Annotated in this window: 11 protein-coding genes; 6 read left to right on the forward strand and 5 right to left on the reverse strand. The window is 74.4% G+C overall.

Annotation, left to right across the window (positions count from 1 at the left end; genetic code table 11):
• Positions 1-778 precede the first annotated feature (778 nt).
• Entirely contained in the window at positions 779-1540 is a 762-nt protein-coding gene (locus ACFVVA_RS34510; RefSeq protein ID WP_387694684.1) for a hypothetical protein, read from the reverse strand.
• Between the two features lie 224 nt (positions 1541-1764).
• Between ACFVVA_RS34510 and ACFVVA_RS34515 the strand changes: the two genes are divergently transcribed.
• Together ACFVVA_RS34515 and yidD are read left to right on the forward strand one after the other, a co-directional pair.
• Positions 1765-2532 carry a hypothetical protein gene (locus tag ACFVVA_RS34515; RefSeq protein WP_359902690.1) on the forward strand — a complete coding sequence of 256 codons (768 nt, stop codon included), beginning with the start codon at positions 1765-1767 and terminating at the stop codon, positions 2530-2532.
• Positions 2533-2678: 146 nt separating this feature from the next.
• Positions 2679-3224, forward strand: coding sequence for a membrane protein insertion efficiency factor YidD (yidD, locus tag ACFVVA_RS34520; RefSeq protein WP_387694685.1), 546 nt, complete (start codon positions 2679-2681; stop codon positions 3222-3224).
• Between the two features lie 115 nt (positions 3225-3339).
• Here yidD and ACFVVA_RS34525 read toward each other — a convergent pair whose 3' ends face one another.
• Positions 3340-5700 carry a glycosyl hydrolase family 18 protein gene (locus ACFVVA_RS34525; protein ID WP_387694686.1) on the reverse strand — a complete coding sequence of 787 codons (2361 nt, stop codon included), beginning with the start codon at positions 5698-5700 and terminating at the stop codon, positions 3340-3342.
• 338 nt (positions 5701-6038) lie between these two features.
• On the opposite strand from ACFVVA_RS34525, the gene ACFVVA_RS34530 reads away from it, so the two are divergent.
• Positions 6039-6686, forward strand: coding sequence for a class I SAM-dependent methyltransferase (locus ACFVVA_RS34530; protein ID WP_387694687.1), 648 nt, complete (start codon positions 6039-6041; stop codon positions 6684-6686).
• Positions 6687-6793: 107 nt separating this feature from the next.
• The gene (locus tag ACFVVA_RS34535) at positions 6794-7909 is read left to right on the forward strand and encodes a hypothetical protein (RefSeq protein ID WP_387694688.1); all 1116 of its coding nucleotides are present in this window, start codon (positions 6794-6796) and stop codon (positions 7907-7909) included.
• Here ACFVVA_RS34535 and ACFVVA_RS34540 read toward each other — a convergent pair.
• A complete protein-coding gene (locus ACFVVA_RS34540) occupies positions 7906-10161 on the reverse strand; it encodes a hypothetical protein (RefSeq protein WP_387694689.1) in 2256 nt (751 codons plus the stop codon). The genes ACFVVA_RS34535 and ACFVVA_RS34540 overlap by 4 nt on opposite strands.
• Positions 10162-10540: 379 nt before the next feature.
• Here ACFVVA_RS34540 and ACFVVA_RS34545 point away from each other — a divergent pair, with 379 nt between their 5' ends.
• On the forward strand, positions 10541-11128 hold the full coding sequence (locus ACFVVA_RS34545; RefSeq protein ID WP_359902675.1) for a TerD family protein: 588 nt from the start codon (positions 10541-10543) through the stop codon (positions 11126-11128).
• Between the two features lie 89 nt (positions 11129-11217).
• On the opposite strand, the gene ACFVVA_RS34550 is transcribed toward ACFVVA_RS34545, so the two are convergent.
• Positions 11218-12876, reverse strand: a complete 1659-nt coding sequence (locus ACFVVA_RS34550) for an ABC transporter permease (protein WP_387694690.1) — start codon at positions 12874-12876, stop codon at positions 11218-11220.
• Complete coding sequence (locus ACFVVA_RS34555; RefSeq protein WP_387694691.1) at positions 12873-13817, reverse strand: ABC transporter ATP-binding protein; 945 nt, start codon at positions 13815-13817, stop codon at positions 12873-12875. The genes ACFVVA_RS34550 and ACFVVA_RS34555 overlap by 4 nt, the downstream gene beginning before the upstream one ends.
• Positions 13818-13909: 92 nt before the next feature.
• Between ACFVVA_RS34555 and ACFVVA_RS34560 the strand changes: the two genes are divergently transcribed.
• Entirely contained in the window at positions 13910-14419 is a 510-nt protein-coding gene (locus ACFVVA_RS34560) for a GbsR/MarR family transcriptional regulator (protein ID WP_387694692.1), read from the forward strand.
• Positions 14420-14640: the final 221 nt, after the last annotated feature.

The raw sequence follows: 14640 nt of genomic DNA on the forward strand, positions 1-14640 counted from the left end.
ATCTGATCTTTCTCCCCGTCTTGACCGTTCCGCCCATTCCCCTGAGGTCGGTCGGCCCGAGCCGTTCCGTCCTCCCCGGACGACCCGAGAGGTGTGTGGAGCCCATGCCCCAGCGTCGGCAGATCCGCCGGATACCGCCCGGCGGCGGTGGGGGCGCGGCGCCCGGGCGACGGGTGCGGCTGATCGGCGCGGCGGCCTGCGTGGTCGCGGTCTGCGCGCTGGTCGGCGGAGCGACCGCCTCCGGCGCGGGGCAGTCCGGCCGGCCCCCGCGCGGTCCGGCGGTGGACGTCTGCGTGTGCGACGAGACCGACGTGTCACTGTCGGTACGGCCGGGCGGGCAGGTGACCGTCGGCGTGGACGTGGACGTGGACGTCCAGGTCGGCGTCGCGCCGGGCGCCGGTGGTCCGGGGCACCACGGGCCCAGGCCGCCGCACGGGCACCACCCCTGCCACCCGCCCAAACCCAGCCCCAAGCCCACCTCGAAGCCCAGCCCGAAGCCGACTTCGAAGCCCACCGCGCCGCCCTTCTTCCTGCCGCCCACGACCGCGCTTCCCACCCCCTCGATGCCCTTCCCGTCGACGCCCTTCTCCTCGCCCCCGCGCCCGACGGGGTTGCGCAGCGAGCCCGGGCGGCCGGTCGAGGGGCAGGCCGGGCCCGGGCAGGTCGGGCCGGGGCACGGCGGTGACGACCACGACGACGACTGGTGGGGGGACGACTGGTCCGACGACGACTGGTGGGGGGACGATTGGTGGGGGGACCACGGCTGGCGCCACCACCATCACCACCCGCATCCCTGCCCCAGCCCGACGCCCACCCCCACGCCGACGCGTACGCCGACCCCGACAGCCACGCTGACGCGTACGCCGACGCCCACGCTCACCCCCACGCCCACACCGACGCGTACGCCGACCCCGACTCCCACGCTGACCCCGACGCCGTCGCCGACACCCACCCCGACGCCGTCGCCCACTCCGACGCCGTCGCCGAGCCCCACGCCGACTCCGAGCCCCACGCCGACGCCGTCGCCGTCGCCGTCGCCGAGCCCCAGCCCGTCGCCGAGCCCCAGCCCGACTCCCAGCCCGAGTGCGACTCCGAGCCCGAGTCCATCGCCGAGTCCGAGCCCGAGCCCGAGTTCGACGCCCAGCCCGAGTCCGGCCCCCACGCCGTCACCGACCGTGCCCACGCCGACCCCGTCGTCGCCCGGTCCGACTCCGGCCCCCACCCCGGCACCCGCGTCACCCGCGCCCCCGGCGTCGCCGGCCCCCGCACCGCCGTCGGTCCCCGCGCCGCCGCCCGCTCCGGCGCCGGCTCCGCCCGCCCCCGTGCCCGCTGTGCCCGTTCCGGCCCCCGTGGCCCCCGTGTCGGCGGCCCCGAGCCCGGCCGCGCCCAGCCCCGCGGCCTCGCCGAGCGCGGTGCGTCCGAGCCCGCTGTGGCCGACCCCGTCGGCGCGACCGGTGTTCCACGCCCCGGCGACGAAGCCCGCGCCCATGGTCCGGCGCCACCAGGGCATCTCGATGACCACCACGATGCTGATGATCATGGTCCCCGCCGTGATCGCGGCGGCTGCCCTGCGGCCGGGTCGCGGTGGCCGCGGACGCGGTGGCCGCTCGGGTCCGTCCTGACCGTCTCCCGGCGGTCCGCCGACCGGCTCCCGGCCGGTGGCGGCCCCGCCCCTGCTGCCCCGCCCCGGGCCCGGTCGGCCCGGGGCCGTCCCCCTGAACCTTTTCCTGTCCGTCACAAGCCAAGCCAGAGAAGGGAGTTCCCATGTCCGAGTGGGTGGCGTTGATCATCGCCATGGCGTCGGCCTGCGCCGTCGTCGTGGCGGTGGTGGTGCTCAGGCAGCGCCGACCGATCGAGGAGAGCACCGACGAGACCCCGGACGTCATCGAGTACATCACGATGATGATCGGGGTGGTCTACGCGATCGTCCTCGGTCTCGCCATCGCGGGTGTCTGGGAGGCGCGCGGCGCCGCACAGGACGACCTGTTCCGCGAGGCGCAGTCGCTGCGCGAGGTGAGCGACCGCGCGGTGATCTACCCGGTGGAGTTCCGGGACCAGGTCCGGGCCGACGTGGACGCCTACGTCTCGTACGTCGTGAACACCGAGTGGGACTACATGAAGGAGAACGGGGCGATCACCGAGAAGGGCGACCAGCTGCTCCAGAAGCTCCAGAACGACGTGGCCACCCGGGCGCCCGCCTCCGACCTGGAGTCGCAGTCCTACCAGCCGATCATGGACCGGGTCAGCGAGGCTTCGGAGGCCCGCAATTCGCGCGGGCAGAACGCCGGGCCGACGATGCCCGGGGTGGTCTGGCTCGGTCTGATCGGCGGTGCGGTGGTCACCGTCGGCATGCTGTTCGCGCTGCAGATCCGGCGCACGCCGCGGGAGTTGACCCTGGCGCTCTGCTTCAGCGTGCTGATCGCCTTCCTGCTGTTCATGATCTGGGACTTCGACAATCCGTTCTCCCGGAGCGTGTCGGTGACCACCCAGCCGTTCGAGGACCTCTTCCCCTCGCTCAACCTCGGCGGCTGAGCAGGCGGAATCCGCTCGGTGCCGGCTCGGTGTCGGCTCGGCCTCCGCCGGGATCCGGCCAGGTGATCTTCGGATAATCTGGCCCGGATCGTCGGGGGCCGGCCCCGGCGGAAGGAACAAGGGGATTCTCAGCAGTGTCCGACCCGATGCCGGATCTCGGTGCCCACTACCCGCCGGCCCGCCCGGAGCGCGCCTGGTTGTGGCTGCCCACCTCGGAACGGCTCCGGCGGAAGAAGCAGCGCCGGATGTGGGAGGAGTACCGGAAGCGCTACCGCCCGGACGACGAGGCCAAGGCCCGGCGGCGCAAGCACCTCCGGGACGAGGGTGCAGACTGCTGCCTCGACGGCTGCTGCGAGTTCGCCGATCCCTGCCTGATCGCCCTGATCCCGGTGATGATGGTCTCCGGCGTCCGGTTCGCCCTCACCGGCGCGCGCGGACGCCGGACGGCCGACCCGTCGGCCCCCGCCCCGCGCGGGTTCGCGGCCGGAGTGCTGTACGGCGCGGTGCGGCACTACCGCACCGAGGTCAGCCCCCGGCGTCCGGCCTGCTGCCCGTACACGCCGTCCTGCTCGACCTACGCGGTGCAGGCGCTGCACCGGCACGGCGCGCTGCGCGGGGCCCGGCTGACGGCGGGACGGCTGCTGCGCTGCCGCCCGGGCGCCGGCGGAACGGACCCGGTGCCGCCGCGCTGAGCCGCGCCGGCTCCCGGGCGGTCGGGGCGCGGAGGCACGGACGGCCCGCGCGGAGTTTCCGCGCGGGCCGCCGCTCATGCGCTCATGCACTCATGCACTTTTGGCCGACGGAGCGTCAGCGCAGGCTGCTGTCCATCGAGTTGAGCATCGTGCCGGAGGCGTCGTCGTTCTCCAGGGAGAAGGCGAACAGCCCGCCCAGGCCCTTGCTCTTGGCGTAGGCCCCGCGCGCCTGGACGGCCTGCGGAGTGTCGCCGGTCCAGAAGTTGGTGCCGTCGTAGACCCAGCTGCTCTCGGTGACCGGGTCCCAGTGGGTCTGCGCCGCGGTCGGGTTGAGCTCCTTCCAGGCGGCCAGGCCGGCCTCCTGGCTCAGCGGCTTCTTCGCCGTCGGACCGGTCGCGCTCTGGTACAGGCCGTAGTTGGAGCCGGCCGGGACGCCGGTCCAGCCGCGCCAGTAGAACGGGATGCCCAGCACGATCTTGTTCGCCGGGAAGCCGCCGGGGATGCCGTACTCGGGCAGGCCGGTGGTGTACGCGGCGATCGTGGTGTCCACGTTGTACTTGCGGGTGCCCGGGGTGATCGGCGTGGTCGGGTCGGCCGGGCTGTCGTGCAGCGGGTCCTGGTGGTTGGTCGGGCCGGTGGCGTCCCACGCGCCGTGCATGTCGTAGGACATCACGTCGGCGTAGTCCAGGTAGGCGCCGATCTTGTCGGTCTCCAGCTGGGCGACCTTGTCCTGGCCGCTGGGCAGCGCGGCGGTCAGCAGGTACCGCTTGCCCTGGGCGGCGCCGAGGGTGTCCAGCTGGGTGCGGAACTCCTTGAGCAGCAGGGTGTAGTTCTGCTTGTCGGCCGCGGAGTAGTGGTTGCCGGTGTGGCCGCCGGCCGAGCCCGGGTACTCCCAGTCGAGGTCGACGCCGTCGAAGAGGCCCGCCGCCGAGGCCGGGCCGCCGGAGGCGTCACCGGCCACGCCGGTCGGCAGGTTCCCCTTGAGGAACATGTCGACGCAGGAGGAGACGAAGGCCTTGCGGGAGGAGTCGGTGGCCGCCGCGTCGGAGAAGTACTTGGAGTACGTCCAGCCGCCGATCGAGATGGTGAAGCGCAGGTTCGGGTACTTGGCCTTCAGCTGCCGGAGCTGGTTGAAGTTGCCCTTGAGCGGCTGCTCCCAGGTGTCGCTGCTGCCGTCCACACTGGTGCCGGCGCCGTAGTCGGCCTGGTAGTCGGCGTAGGCGTCGCCCGCGCCGTCACCGGCGTTCGGGTTGGACTCGTTGGCCGAGTCGGAGGCCTTCACCGCCTGGAAGCAGGTGAACTTCGTGGGGTCGATGTTGGCGAACGCGTAGTGGACGACGTCCAGCTTGGCCGCCGCGCCACTGGTGTCGACGTTCTTCGCGTTGTACGCGTTCTCGTAGACGCCCCACTGGTCGAAGTAGGCCGAGCGGACCGGCTGCTGGGCCGGGGCGGCCGCGGTCGTGGTGCTCACGGGGGCGGACTGGGCGGAGGCGTGGCTGCCGGAGTAGCCCTGGACGCTGAAGGTGTAGCTCTTGCCCGGCAGCAGCGAGCTGACCGCGACGGAGGTGCCCATCGAGGTGGCGACGAGCTGGCCGTTGGACCACACCTTGTAGGCGACGGCGCCGTCACCGCTGGTGAGGGTGGAGGGCTGCCAGGTGAGCACCACCGCGTTGGACGTCGTCCTGGTGACCGCGAAGCCGGTCGGGGTGGTGACCTTGCCGTCCCCGGCCGGGCCGCTCGCGGTGGCCGTCGGGGTCGGGGTGGTGGTCGTGGGGGTGCCGGTCGGGCTGTTGGTCGCCGTCGGGCTGCCGGTGGCGGTCGGGCTGCCGGTCGCCGTGGGGCTCGCGGTCGCGGTCGGGCTGGCCGTGGCGGTCGGACTGGCGGTGGCCGTGGGGCTGGCGGTCGCGGTGGGCCCGGCCGGGCCGGTCAGAGTGAGGTCGTCCGCGTAGTACGTGCCGGTGCCGTACCAGCCGTGGGTGAAGACCGCGACGGAGGTCGTGGTGGCACCGGTGGTGAAGGTGGTGCTCAGCTGGTTCCAGCCGGTCCCGCCCGGCGTCCAGGCCGAGGAGTTGACGCCGGTGCCGGTGGCGCCCAGGTAGACGTAGCTGCCCTGGACCCAGCCGGCCAGGGTGTACGTGGTGTTCGGCTGGACGGCGACGGTCTGCTGGCACTGCGCGGTGTCGGCGGCCGAGGCGGCGCCGCTGAGCGCGCGGCTCCCGCCGTGCACCGGGGTGGTGACGACGGACCCGTTGGAGCAGGTCCAGCCGGCCAGGGTGCCGGTCTCGAAGTCGCCGTTGGCCAGCAGGTTGACCGGGGCGGCCGAGGCGGAGCCGAAGGTCAGGGCGATGGCGGCGCCGCTGGTGGTCAGGGTGGCGGCCAGGGCCAGCGCGGTGGCCCGTCTGCGCTGGGCGGCCCGGCGGTCGGCACGCTCCCCGGCGGGGTTGGCGGGCCGTGCGGGCATGACGCGATCGTGCATGCGGTGGGTCCTCCGGATGTGTGGGGGTTCCGGCGGTGCGGTGGCCCGGACGGGCCGAGGGGAGCCGGCCCGGGCGCGGTGGGGGCGCGCGGGCTGGTGACACGTGCTGACGAGCGGTGCGCGGACACGACGGGCGGCCGGCCCGTGCACGTCACGACTGAACAGATTGGACTGGACCAATATTCGCCGTCAAGGGTGTCCGCCCGCTGGACCGCCTCCGGCCCCGGCGGCGGCGGCCCCGGACAGCGGCGGTGGCGGCTCCGGACAGCGGCGGCCGGGGTGGCGCGGGCCCGGTAGGTTGGCCGGTACGAGCAGGCCCGTCGAACGCAGGAGGCGCGATGGACAGCCAGGACTGGGACGACCGCTACGCCGCGAGCGAGCTGGTGTGGGGCGCGGCGCCCAACCAGTGGGTGGTCCGTGAACTGACCGGCCGCACCCCCGGCCACGCCCTCGACCTCGCCGCCGGAGAGGGCCGCAACGCCATCTGGCTGGCCGCCCAGGGCTGGGAGGTCACCGGACTGGACTTCTCCGCCGTCGCCCTGGAGCGCGCCGAACGGCTCACCGCCGACCTGCCCGACGAGGTCGCCGACCGGCTCACCTGGCGCCACGGCGACGCCCGTGCCTTCGATGCCCCCGCTGCCGGCTACGACCTCGTCCTGGTCGCCTACCTCCAGATCCCGGCCTCGGGCCGCCGGGCCGCGCTGCGCCGCGCCGCCGACGCGCTCGCCCCCGGCGGCACCCTGCTCGTCATCGGGCACGACCTGAGCAACCTCACCGAGGGCGTCGGCGGCCCGCAGGACCCGGCCGTGCTCTTCACCCCCGAGGACGTCCTGGCCGACCTCGCCGACCGCGGGCTGCGCCCCGTCCGGGCCGAGCGGGTGCACCGCACGGTCGGCGGCGAGCCCGGGCACAAGGGCGGTGGGGCCGGCGCGGGCGGACGGGTCGCGGTGGACGCGCTGGTGCGGCTGGAGCGCGGCGCCGGGTGACGCCCGGCCGCGGGCCCGGGGGAGGCCGGCGGCACCTGCCGTCCGGCGGAGCCCGGTCCGCCCGGCGGCGTACGACGGCTGACGAAGCGTCAACTAGCGTGTGAGGCATGAGGAATCGCGTGCTTCCGGCGGCCGTGGCCGCCGCCGCGCTGCTGCTGACCGGTTGCAGTGGTGCGGGTCCGGGCTCCGGCTCCGCCGACGAGGAGCGGCCGGGGCCCGGACCGGCCGGCGCCTCGACGACCGGCCCGCCGTCGGCCGCCGTGCCCTCGACCGCCGCGCCCTCGGACAGTGCGCCCCCGGCCGGTGCCGAGCGCCGCGCCGACGGCGCCCAGCTGCTCTACCGCGCCGGGGGCGGCCGCAGCGCGCAGAACCCGGCCTTCGCCCCGGACGGCCGCTCCGTCCTGCTGACCGAGTTCAGCGGGGGCTACAACCAGGGCGACGCCGCCCTCGGCGTCCTGCCGCTGGACGGCGGCGCCCCGCGCACGGTGCTGGCGGACCCCGACCGGGCGGCCGTCAACCTCCCGGGCGCCAGCTGGAACGCGGCCGCCGACGCCTTCGCCTTCGCCACCGACCGGGAGTCCGGGCACGACGAGATCTGGCTGATGCGGCCGGGCGGCGCCCCCGAACGGGTGACCGGGCACGCCGACGGCAGCGGCTACAGCGAGCCGAGCTTCTCCCCGGACGGCGAGTGGATCGTCTTCCAGCAGAGCCGGGAGCCGGAGCACGCCGCCGTGCCGGGCGGCGCGGCCGAACAACAGGACTCGCTCTGGAAGGTCCGCCGCGGTGGCGGGGCTCCCGTCCTGCTGGTGGACGGCCGGGGCACCGGCACCGACAACCGACAGCCGAACTGGTCCCCGACGGGCGACCGGATCGTCTTCCAGCGGCGGAGCGCGGGCCGCGAGGACTGGTCGCTGTGGACGGTGGACCCGGACGGCGGCGGACTGCGGCGGGTCACCGGGGCGCCGGGCGAGCACACCGACCCCAGCTGGTCCCCGGACGGCCGCTACCTGGTCTTCTCCTCCACCCTGGGCGACCTGCCGAACGCCCAGGTCTTCGTGCTGGAGGCGGCCGGCGGCACTCCCGTCCGGGTGACCCGCGACGACGGCGCCTACGACGGCGCGCCGAGCTGGTCCCCGGACGGGCGGTGGATCGCCTTCGAGTCCGCCCCGGGCGGCGAGGCCGGCCCCGCCGCCCTCTGGCGCATCCCGGCGCCGGTTCGCTAGACGGCCTGGCCGACGGTGATCGTCACCACCGAGTACTGCGCGACGGTCAGCGGCACGCTGACCGTTCCGCCGGTGACGGTGTACGGGACGGCCTTGGGCGCCGGGTCGGTGCCGTCCGGACTCGCGACGGTGACGGCGGAGACGCTCGCCCCGGCCGGGAGGGCCCAGGAGAGCGTGCAGTTGGCGGGCGCGCTGCGGAACGCCGCCGGGGTGTCGCCGAAGTTGGTGAAGTTCACCAGGTGGACGACGGTGTCGCTGCCGAGCCGTCGGGCGTCCAGGAAGATCCGGCGGTCCCCGGCGAGGGTGACCTCCGGCGGGGCGGACTGGCGGACGGCGGTGAGCAGTTGGTCCGCCGAGGCCTGGTCGGTCTTGGTCAGGTAGCTCAGCCCGGGCAGCGCCTTGACGTACCAGCAGCTGCCGCTGCCGTAGGAGTTCTGCCGGGTGGCGGGCAGCGGGTCGGCCCTGCGCAGGCCGAGCACGTCGGATAGTGCGAACTCGGTGCGCTGGCCGCCCAGTTCGTCGAGCGCGGTGGGCGCCGGACCGGTGATCACGATCGTCCCGCCGGCCGCGACGAACCCGCGCAGCAGCGCCGCCTCGGAGTCCGAGACCGCCTGGAGGTTGGGCAGCAGCAGGACCTTGAACCGGGCCAGGTCGTCGGCGGTCAGGCCGGGGCTGGGCACCGTGTCGAACGGGACGTGGGCGTAGACCAGCGCCTTGACGGTGCCCCGGAACTCGCCGAGCCAGGGCAGCGAGGCGCAGCTCATCCCCGGGTCGTCGCCGCCCCACCAGTCGGCGATCCCGGCCGGGGCCGTGGCGTTGACGTACATCCCGTTGCCCTCGCCGGGGGACACGTAGTCCCGGGACGGCGCGGAGTGGTAGACGCCGACCCGCGCGATCGACACCGGGTCGTAGAGCCTGGTCTGGTTGGTGCGCACGAAGCGGTACATCCGGGTGCGCATCGCGGCGTCCACAGTGTCGTTCTTGAACGGGGTCTTCACCTCGTACGGGTTGCAGCCGGCCGCGATCAGCTGGGACATCACCAGCGAGGCGTCGTCGGCCTGCCAGCCGTAGGAGAACGCCCAGGCCGGCTTGGTGCCGCTGGCGGCGCGGGCGTACTTGTACATGGAGATCAGGCAGACCCAGTCGGCGGCGGTGGCGTGCCGCATGCCGTCGTAGTTGCCGAGGATGTCCACCTCCCAGACCTGGCTGACGGCGCCGGGGGCCTGGCGCAGGTAGCCGCCGTCCAGGCCGATCGAGGTGGCGTAGCGGTAGTCCATCGACACGGTCTCGACGAAGGTGACCAGGTCGGGGTTGACCGAGCGGCCGGCGTCGGCGATGTCCAGCTGGAAGCGGAGCAGGTTGCGGTGGCGCCACTCGACGTAGCGGCGGAAGACCGGGTCGGCGAAGTTCGCGGCCTTGGGCAGGGCGAGGCCGGTGTCGGCCTTGAACGCGGCCGCGCCCCAGGTGGAGGCGTCGCACCAGGAGAGCACACCGTCGAAGTAGATCGGGACGTCCGGCCAGATGCCGTCCACGCCGGTCGCGGCCACGCCCTTGATCCGGTTGAGGTAGTAGTCCCGCCAGGGCGAGTTGGGGCTGAGCCAGACGCTCTCGTCGCCCGGGTCGACCCAGACCACCACGCTGCCGTAGAACACGTTGGGCTTGCCGGCGAGGTCGCGCTGGACCCAGTTCTTGCCCTGGTCGTTCTTGTAGAAGGAGCGGCCCTTCTCCCCGCCGGGGGAGATCAGTTCCAGCGACGGGTAGTACATGACGACCTTGAGGCCGGCCGCGTGGGCCAGGCCGGTGAACTGCTTCACCTCGGCCATGTGGGCGGCGAACTGGGCGTCGGTGAGCCAGTCGGAGAGCAGGGTGTCCAGCTCGATGACGCTGACCTCCTGCGCCTTGAGGGCGTCCACGGCGCTCTGCATGTCGGCGGGCTCGTTGAAGGTGCCGTCGGCGATGCGGGCGTAGCGGGTCCAGTCCGGCCAGGTCTGTGCGGCGGTTCCGGCGCGCAGCCCGGCGTGGGAGGACGGCCAGAGACCGTCGTACTGCGCCGTGCCGAATTCGTGGTCCCGTGCCGGGGCGGCCCAGGCCGTGCCGCCGGGCAGCAGCCGGACGGTGGCCAGCGCGCCGCCGGCGCCGAGGCCGGCCCGGAGCAGCCGGCGCCGGCCGAGGCGGGATCCCTCCGGTCGCCGCGGTGTCGCGTGCTGTTCGGTTCCGTCGTGCCGTTCGGTTCCTTCGTGCTGCTCGGGCATGGTGGTCCCCCCAGCGAGAGCGGGCGGCGCGCTTCGGCACGGCCCGGGAACGGTCGTGAGCACTGCGAGTCGTGGGTACTTCTCCGTCGTGGGCACGGTGGGGCGTGGGCACCGCGATCGGCGCGTGGACGGCGCGTCGGTGCTGCCGGGCGCCGTCCCGGGGCCGACCCTAGACCGTGTGCCGCCCCGGCCGTCCGGTCGCGGTCCACGGCTACGCCAGACGTCGGACCGCCGGTTCCCTCAGTGTGCGGACCGTTGTCGGGGTGAGGTCCGGGGGAGTACGGGGTACAGGTGCTCGCAGGGCACCGTCGATGATCATAAATTCTCTACAGTGCTGTAGATTCGCGGCACGGACGGTGGCAGAACGGAGGAGGACGCGATGAGCGTTTCGCTGGCCAAGGGGCAGAAGATCAGCCTGGAGAAGCCGGGGGGTGGGCAGCTGAGCCTGGTCCGGATGGGCCTCGGCTGGAAGGCGGCGGAGCGCAAGGGCTTCCTCGCCAAGCTGCTCGCCGCCGGCCGGGAGATCGACCTGGACGCCTCGGCGGTGCTGTTCGCCCAGGGGCGGCCGGTGGACGTGGTGTTCTTCCAACACCTCAACAGCAACGACGGTTCGGTCCGGCACAGCGGGGACAACCTGGTCGGCGGCGCGGGTGACGCGACCGACGACGAGTCGATCACGGTCAACCTGACCACCGTCTCCGCCGAGGTCGACCAGATCGTCTTCACCGTCAACTCCTTCACCGGGCAGACCTTCCAGGAGGTCGAGGCGGCGTTCTGCCGGCTCGTGGACGAGACCACCGGTGTCGAGCTGGCGCGCTACACGCTCACCGGCGGCGGCCCGTACACCGCGCAGATCATGGCGAAGGTGCAGCGCACGGAGACCGGCTGGCAGATGGCCGCGATCGGCCAGCCGGCCAGTGGGCGGACCTTCCAGGACCTGATGCCGGAGCTGGTCAAGCACCTCTGATCGCCCGTGGCGGGTTCCGGCTCCCCGGCGTTCCGGCGCCCTGCCGTCCTGACGCCCTGTCGGGCCGGAGCCCCGCCGCCACCCCGGCGTCAGTCGATGTCGCGGCGCCGGAACCCGGCCAGGGCCAGGGCGATCAGGGCGGCCGCGACCAGGGTGAGCACGGCGAGCGGCGTCCAGTCCATCGCGGCCGCCGGGAGCCGGGGCACCCGGCCGTACGGGGAGAGCCGCTCCAGGCCCGCGGGGAGGTCGAGCAGCGGGCCCAGGTAGCCGATCACGAAGGCGTACCCGGGCACCAGCCAGGCCAGCGGCGTGGCCCGGGGCAGCCAGCCGTACACCACGGCGGCGAAACCCACCGTCACCCACTGGGCGGGCGCGAAGGCCAGTGCCGCGCCGGTCAGCCGCAGGAACGCGCCCCCGTCGCCGCTGGACAGCGCCCCGGCCAGGCCGAAGCCCACGCCCGCCGCCAGCAGGACGGCGGTGGAGCCCAGCAGGGCCGCCGCCAGGTGCCCGCCCAGCCAGGCAGACCGTGACACGCCGGTGGCCAGCACCGGCACCGCCCGTCCGGCGCTCTCCTCGGCACGCGGGCGCAGCGTGGCCAGCACCGCGTGGACGCCGCCGAGCACGGCGACCACCAGCATGGTCAGCGCGGCGTAGGAGTCGGCGAGGGTGTGTCCGCCGAGCCGCTCCAGCACCTCCCGGATCCGGTCGACGTCCCCCAGCATCGAGTCGGCGTCGCCGAGCAGCGAGCCGTACATCGCGCCGACCAGCAGCAGGGCGGCCGCGAAGCCGCCGAGCAGACCGCGGTGCAGGCGCAGCGCCAGGCCGAACGGGGTGCCCAGGGCCGGGCTGCCGGTGGCGGGGCCGGGACGGGCGGCGCGCAGGCCGGCGCCGTGGTCGCGGCGGCTGCTGAGCGCGAACCCGGCGGCGGCGGTCGCGGCGGCCAGGGCGAGCGCGGGCAGCAGCGGCCACCAGCGGTCGTCCACGAAGGGGTAGCTGCGCTGCAGCCAGCCGATCGGGGAGGCCCAGGAGAGCGCGCCCGAGCCGGCGTCCCCGGCGGCGCGCAGCGCGTACGCGCCGCCGAGCACGGCGAGGGCGAGCCCGGACGCGGTCCGGGCGTGCGCGCCGAGCTGGACGGTGACGGCGGCCACCGCGGCGAACAGCAGCCCGGCGAGGGCGGTCGCGGCGCCGTACAGCGCCGATCCGGCGGCGGTGAGGCCGGGGACGCCCAGCGCGGGCAGGCCGGCCGCGAGCAGCAGGCCGAGCGCGAGGTCGGCGACGGCGGCGGTGGCCAGGGCGGCGGCGAGCGGGGCGTGCCGGCCGACGGCGGCCGAGCGGAGCAGTTCGGCGCGGCCGCTCTCCTCCTCGGCCCGGGTGTGCCGGGTGACGGTGAGGACGCTCAGCAGTCCGGCCAGGACGGCCAGCAGACCGAGCATCCGGTGGCCGAGCATGGCGCCCCAGGTGTAGTCGGCCAGGTAGTGGGCCGGTCCGCTCATCGCGAGCATCGCCGGGTTGTCCGAGCCGTGGGCGATGGAGGCGCGGTCGGCGGCGGTCGGGTAGAGGGTGTGGACGCTGTTGGCGGTGGACAGGGTGACCAGCCAGAGGCCGAGCACCCAGGCGGACAGCCGCAGCCGGTCGCGGCGCAGGGCGAAGCGGAGCAGCGCGGTGGTGCCGGCCAGGGTGGTGGGGGTCGCCGTGCGGCGAGGGGCGGCGGCGCGGCCGGTGGCCGGTCCGGCGGCGGTGGCGGTCATCGCAGGGCCTCGCCGTCGGCGCGGTGCCCGTCGTCGGCGCGGTGCCCGTCGGTGGCCGGCTCGTCGCCGTAGTGGCGCAGCATGAGCTCCTCCAGCGTGGGCGGGTGGCTGAGCAGGCCGCGCAGTCCGGCCGCGCTCAGGAGCCGTACGGCGGCGTCGAGTTGGGAGCCGTCCACGGAGAACCGGACCCGGTCGCCCTCGGTGTGCAGGCCGTGCACGCCGGTGAGTGCCTCCAGTCCGGGGACCGGGCGCAGGGTCCGGGCCTCGACGGTGGTGCGGGTGAGGTGGCGCAGCTCGTCGAGGGTGCCGCTCTGTACGACCCGGCCGTGCCGGACGATGCTGACCCGGTCGCCCAGCTTCTCCACCTCGTCCAGGATGTGGCTGGAGAGCAGGACGGTGCGGCCGTCCTCCTTGGCCCGGCGCACGACGTCCTGGAAGACCACCTCCATCAGCGGGTCGAGGCCGGAGGTCGGCTCGTCGAGCAGCAGCAGCTCGGCGTCGGAGGCGAGCGCGGCGACGATGGCGACCTTCTGCCGGTTGCCCTTGGAGTAGCTGCGGCCCCTCTTGGTCGGGTCGAGGGCGAAGCGCTCGATCAGCTCGTCGCGGCGGCGGCGGTCGACCCGGCCGCGCAGCCGGGAGAGCAGGTCGATGGCCTCGCCGCCGGTGAGGTTGGGCCAGAGCTCGACGTCGCCGGGCACGTAGGCGAGGCGGCGGTGCAGCTCGACGGCGTCGTGCCACGGGTCCTTGCCGAGCATGCGGGCGCTGCCGCCGTCGGCGCGCAGCAGGCCGAGCAGGACGCGGATGGTCGTGGACTTCCCGGATCCGTTGGGCCCGAGGAAGCCGTGGACCTCGCCGGTCTCGACGGTGAGGTCGAGGCCGTCCAGTGCGGTGGTCCGGCCGAAGGTCTTGCGGAGGCCGGACAGGGTGATGGCCTTGGTCATGGTTGTGAAGCTATCGTAGTTTCAGAAAAACGTGAATATTGGGAAGCGTTAAAGTTCGACAGGGACGAGTGATCACCGGAAAGGGGCTCAGGGTGGCGCAGGGAACGAAGGGGCCGGGGGAGCCCGAGGAGGAGCGCGAGGACAAGGCGCTGTCGGACTTCGTCGAGCGCTTCGCCGCGGAGCTGGTGGTCGCGGGCATGGGCCGGATGCCGTCCCGGATCTTCTCCTGCCTGATGGCGGAGGAGAGCGGAGTGCTCACCTCCGCCGAACTCTCCGAACGGCTGCGGATCAGCCCGGCGGCCGTGTCCGGCGCGATGCGCTACCTGATCCAGATCGGCCTGGTCGCCAAGGAGCGCGAGCCCGGCTCCCGGCGGGACCGCTACCGGGTGCTCAACGACGTCTGGTTCGAGTCGCTGACCAGGCGCGACGAGAACATGCTGCGCTGGATCCGGGTGCTGCGCGACGGCGAGGCCACCGTCGGCGCCGGCACCGTGGCGGGGGAGCGGCTGGCGGAGAGCGCCGCCTTCTTCGAGTTCATGATCGACGAGCTGCACGGGATGCTCGGCCGCTGGCGCGAGCACCGCGCGGCCGGGACGCGGTAGCGGGTCGGCCCGGACGCGGAGCGACGGGCCGGAGCGTCAGCAGGGGTGCGTTTCGCGGCGGGAAGACCGCGCCCACCGGCCCGGTGGGGATCCACCCCGGCGCCGGTGGGCGCCGCCGACGGTCGGTCGGCGCTACTCGGTGCTCGACTCCGCGGGCGGGGCCGGGGCCGGGAGGTCGTGACAGGCCGGGGCGGGGCCGCCCGTGACGAGCCGTGGGGCGC

The organism is Kitasatospora sp. NPDC058048 (assembly GCF_042885555.1).
Taxonomy (GTDB): Bacteria; Actinomycetota; Actinomycetes; order Streptomycetales; family Streptomycetaceae; genus Kitasatospora; species Kitasatospora lactacystinica.

Excerpts from the sequence above, each read along its gene's own strand:
- yidD (WP_387694685.1), top strand. The coding sequence starts at position 2,679 with ATGCCGGATCTCGGTGCCCACTACCCGCCGGCCCGCCCGGAGCGCGCC.
- ACFVVA_RS34545 (WP_359902675.1), top strand. The coding sequence starts at position 10,541 with ATGAGCGTTTCGCTGGCCAAGGGGCAGAAGATCAGCCTGGAGAAGCCG.
- ACFVVA_RS34530 (WP_387694687.1), top strand. The coding sequence starts at position 6,039 with ATGGACAGCCAGGACTGGGACGACCGCTACGCCGCGAGCGAGCTGGTG.
- ACFVVA_RS34550 (WP_387694690.1), bottom strand. The coding sequence starts at position 12,876 with ATGACCGCCACCGCCGCCGGACCGGCCACCGGCCGCGCCGCCGCCCCT.
- ACFVVA_RS34515 (WP_359902690.1), top strand. The coding sequence starts at position 1,765 with ATGTCCGAGTGGGTGGCGTTGATCATCGCCATGGCGTCGGCCTGCGCC.
- ACFVVA_RS34555 (WP_387694691.1), bottom strand. The coding sequence starts at position 13,817 with ATGACCAAGGCCATCACCCTGTCCGGCCTCCGCAAGACCTTCGGCCGG.
- ACFVVA_RS34535 (WP_387694688.1), top strand. The coding sequence starts at position 6,794 with ATGAGGAATCGCGTGCTTCCGGCGGCCGTGGCCGCCGCCGCGCTGCTG.
- ACFVVA_RS34525 (WP_387694686.1), bottom strand. The coding sequence starts at position 5,700 with ATGCACGATCGCGTCATGCCCGCACGGCCCGCCAACCCCGCCGGGGAG.
- ACFVVA_RS34540 (WP_387694689.1), bottom strand. The coding sequence starts at position 10,161 with ATGCCCGAGCAGCACGAAGGAACCGAACGGCACGACGGAACCGAACAG.
- ACFVVA_RS34510 (WP_387694684.1), bottom strand. The coding sequence starts at position 1,540 with ATGATCATCAGCATCGTGGTGGTCATCGAGATGCCCTGGTGGCGCCGG.